The sequence below is a fragment of the Halomonas sp. genome, assembly GCF_041689495.1.
GTDB lineage: Bacteria > Pseudomonadota > Gammaproteobacteria > Pseudomonadales > Halomonadaceae > Halomonas.
This window is the reverse complement of the sequence record NZ_JBDNGD010000132.1, coordinates 1-4309: the sequence shown is the minus strand read 5'-3', so window position 1 is coordinate 4309 and position 4309 is coordinate 1. Positions and strand designations below refer to the sequence as shown.

Genomic DNA, 4309 nt, shown 5'->3' with positions numbered 1-4309 from the left:
CACCACCGACACTGCCCAGGCCCAGCGCCTGGAGAATGACCTGCAATTCTTCGCCCGGCTTCCGGTGATGCCCTTTCCCGACTGGGAGACGCTGCCCTACGACAGCTTCTCACCGCACCAGGACATCGTATCGTCGCGATTAAGGACCCTGCGCCGACTCCAGGACGGTGAACACGGTATCGTGCTGGTGGCCATCAACACCCTGATGCAGCGCCTGCCGCCGGTCGACTACATCGCCGGCCGGGTCATGACACTCGAGGTCGGCACACGGCTCGACCGCGAGGGATTCCGCGATTCGCTTTCCCGCGCCGGCTACCGCGCCGTCGAGACAGTATACGAACCCGGCGAATATGCCCTGCGGGGTGCCCTGATAGACCTCTTCCCCATGGGCAACGAAACCCCGTTGCGCATCGACCTCTTCGACGACGAGATCGATACCCTTCGCCATTTCGATCCGGACACCCAGCGCAGCGGCGACAAGGTCAAGCGAGTCGAACTGCTGCCGGCCCACGAATACTCCCTGTCACGCCGCGCGATCGCTCGCTTTCGCGAGGGGTTCGAGACACTCTTCGATGTCAACCCTCGCCAGTCGCCTCTCTATGTGGATGCCTTGAAAGGCATTCCTTCCCCGGGACTGGAACACTATCTACCGCTGTTCTTCGAGCATACGGCCACCCTGTTCGAACACCTCGCCGAGGGCACCCGGATCGCCTTGATGCCGGATGTCTTCAACGCCGCCGAGCAACACTGGACGGCCATCGAGAGCCGCTTCGACAACCTGCGAGTCGACCCGACCCGCCCCCTGCTGCCGCCGCACCGGGCCTTCGTTCCCGTGGCCGAAGTCTTCGGCGCCATCAAGCGCCATCCCCGCGTCGAAATGACCGATGATACCGACCACCGTCACGCCTATACCCCCGCTTCCAGGCCGCCGGCCCAGGTGACAGTGAACGCTCGCGCCAAACACCCGCTTGCCTCACTGGAGACCTTCCTGGCCGAGCATGAGTCGACCCGGATTCTCTTCGTGGCAGAATCCCGGGGACGGCGCGAGGCGCTGGAGGAAACCCTGGCGCCACTGCGCCTGGGACTGTCGCATGTCGAGGATTTCTCTGCGTTCCTCGATGACAGCATCCGGGTCGGCATCACCCAGGGTGAGATCGATGCAGGCCTGTGGCTGACAGAACCCGATCTGGCCATCATCAGCGAGACGGAGCTTTTCGGCGACGTGGTGCGCCAGAGTCGACGTCGCGAAAAAGCCACCGATGACAACGAACTGGCGATTCGCCACCTGTCGGAACTGCGTACTGGTGCCCCGGTAGTCCACCAGGCACACGGGGTAGGACGCTACCTCGGCCTGGAAACCCTGGAGGCCGGTGGTCAGGCCGCCGAGTTCGTCGCTCTGGAATACGCCGATGGTGCTCGCCTCTATGTCCCGGTGGACAGCCTGCACCTGATCTCCCGCTATGCCGGTGCCGAGGATGACCTGGCACCCATGCATCGCCTGGGCTCCGATCAGTGGGACAAGGCAAGGCGCAAGGCGGCCGAAAAGATTCGCGACACCGCCGCGGAACTCCTCGACATCTATGCCCGACGCGAGGCCCAGGCGGGTTTCGCCTACGCACCGCCCGAAGAGGATTATGTCCGCTTTGCGGCCAACTTCCCCTTCGAGGAGACACCGGACCAGCGTGCGGCCATCGCCGCCGTGATCGGTGACATGGTCGCCCCGACCCCCATGGATCGCGTGATCTGTGGTGATGTGGGTTTCGGCAAGACCGAGGTCGCCATGCGGGCTGCCTTTCTGGCGGTCCAGTCCGGACGCCAGGTGATCGTGCTGGTGCCTACCACCCTGCTCGCTCGCCAGCACTACGAGAACTTTCGTGACCGCTTCGCCGATACGGCGGTCAACATCGAGTTGATCTCACGCTTCACCTCCGGCAAGGGCCAGGCCGCCTCCCTGGAACGAATCGAAGGCGGGCAGGCGGATATCGTCATCGGCACCCACAAGTTGCTGTCGAAATCCGTGAAAATGCCCGCGATGGGGCTGCTGATCATCGACGAAGAGCATCGCTTCGGGGTAGCGCAGAAGGAGAAGCTCAAGCGTTTGCGGTCCGAAGTCGACATCCTGACCATGACGGCCACCCCCATCCCGCGCACCCTGAACATGGCCATGAGCGGTATCCGCGACCTCTCGATCATCGCCACTCCCCCCGCTCGACGCCTCTCGGTGAAGACCTTTGTCCAGCAACGTGACGAATCCGTGATCAAGGAAGCGGTTCTCCGCGAGATCCTGCGGGGCGGCCAGGTCTACTTCCTGCACAACGAGGTCAAGACCATCGAGACCGCCGCGGAGAAGGTCCGGGCGCTGGTCCCCGAGGCTCGGGTCGGGGTCGCCCACGGTCAGTTGCCGGAGCGTTCCCTGGAGCGCGTCATGTCCGATTTTTACCACAAGCGCTTCAATGTCCTAGTATGCTCCACCATCATCGAAACCGGCATCGATGTCCCCAGCGCCAATACCATCATCATCGAGCGGGCCGACCGATTCGGACTCGCCCAGCTTCACCAGCTGCGTGGGCGTGTCGGGCGCAGCCACCACCAGGCGTATGCCTACCTGCTCGCGCCCATTCCCCAGGCCATGACCCGGGGCGCGGTCAAGCGCCTGGAGGCCATCGGCGCCGCCGAGGAACTGGGCGCGGGCTTCACCCTGGCCAGTCACGACATGGAAATCCGTGGGGCGGGTGAGCTACTGGGTGACGAACAGAGTGGCCAGATGGAAACCATCGGCTACGGCCTCTACATGGAGATGCTCGATCGGGCCGTCAAGGCCATACGCGCCGGCAAGACCCCCAATATCGAGGTGCCATTGCATGAGGGCGTGGAAGTGAGCCTCGGCCTGCCGGCACTGATCCCTGACGACTATATCCATGACGTGCAGCAACGCCTGGTCATGTACAAGCGTATCGCCGGCACCCAGGACGAAGCAGGCCTGCGGGAGCTCCAGGTGGAATTGATCGACCGCTTCGGCCTGCTGCCTGAACCCGTCAAGACACTCCTGCGGCAAACGCAACTGCGCCAACGAGCCGAGCGCCTGGGGATCATTCGGCTGGAAGCCGGAGAAGAGAAAGGACGGCTGATCTTCGGCCAGCAGACCCACGTCGACCCTTTGACTCTGGTAACACTGATACAGCAAGCCCCGGAACGGTATCGCCTGGATGGTGCTGACACCCTTCGCTTCGACGCCAGCATGGCCAGCGAGGAAACCCGCTTCCAGGCCATGGAGCAACTGCTCGATACGCTCAACCGGGAGGCCGCCTGAGACATTTATTCGCGATCTGTCACTGGCGAACTGTTGCCACTCGGGGCAGTCTATAGAGCTATTCACGCGTCTCATCGCCGCCACCGAACTCATTGCCTCGGCAAGGAGGCAGACGCGACCCAACCCCGAGTCATGACAGGACATGGGCTTCAGTGCGCCTTTCCGCATGACGACACCAAGAGATGAAGAGATGTAGACGATGAACGATCTACTCACGAGGCGTGCGGCCGGAGGGCTGGTAAGAATCGGCCTTGCCGCCATACTGGCCTCGACCCTGTCCGGCATCGCCCTTGGCGAGGAGGGAGACATGCCACTGGGGCATTTTCCCTTGCCTGAATCAGGCAAGGTGATCGGCGACAACTACAGCGTCACGGTCGAGGAAGGGGACACTCTGATCGATATCGGTCGTCGCCACAATGTCGGCTATGATGCCATTCGCATGGCCAATCCGGATGTCAGCATCTGGGCTCCCTACGCCGGTACCGAAGTGGTGATCCCGAATCGACACATCCTCCCTGACGCCCCGCGCGAGGGCATCGTGATCAACCTCTCGGAGTTGAGGCTTTACTATTACTCTCGCGAGGGGGTGGTCGAGTCCTATCCGATCAGCGTGGGGCGCGGCGGCTTTTCCACCCCGGTAGGGTTGACCAAGACCACTGTCAAGGTGAAGGATCCCGCCTGGTCACCGCCACGCTCGATGCGCGAGGAAGCCGCCGCACGCGGCGAGCCGGCACCGAGCATCGTGCCACCCGGGCCCGACAACCCCCTCGGCCGCCACGCCATTCTGCTCGGCCTGCAAAGCTATCTGATCCACGGGACCAACAAGCCTGAAGGCGTTGGCATGCGAGCAAGCCGCGGCTGCATCCGCATGTTCCCCGAGGACATCGAGTCACTCTATAACCGGGTCCCCAGTGGTACCACCGTCAACATCATCGATCAGCCGTTCAAGGCCGGCTGGTCCGACGATGGGGTGCTCTATGCCCAGTCGTTCCCGCAACT

At 63.0% G+C, this 4309-nt stretch carries 2 protein-coding genes; both read left to right on the top strand.

What is annotated here, in order from left to right; translation table 11 throughout:
• On the top strand, positions 1 to 3310 hold a 3310-nt coding region (gene mfd / locus ACESMD_RS04425; RefSeq protein ID WP_372610710.1), incomplete at its 5' end, for a transcription-repair coupling factor.
• 199 nt (positions 3311 to 3509) lie between these two features.
• Positions 3510 to 4309, top strand: an 800-nt coding sequence (locus ACESMD_RS04420; protein ID WP_372610708.1) for a L,D-transpeptidase family protein, incomplete at its 3' end; no start/stop codon positions are given.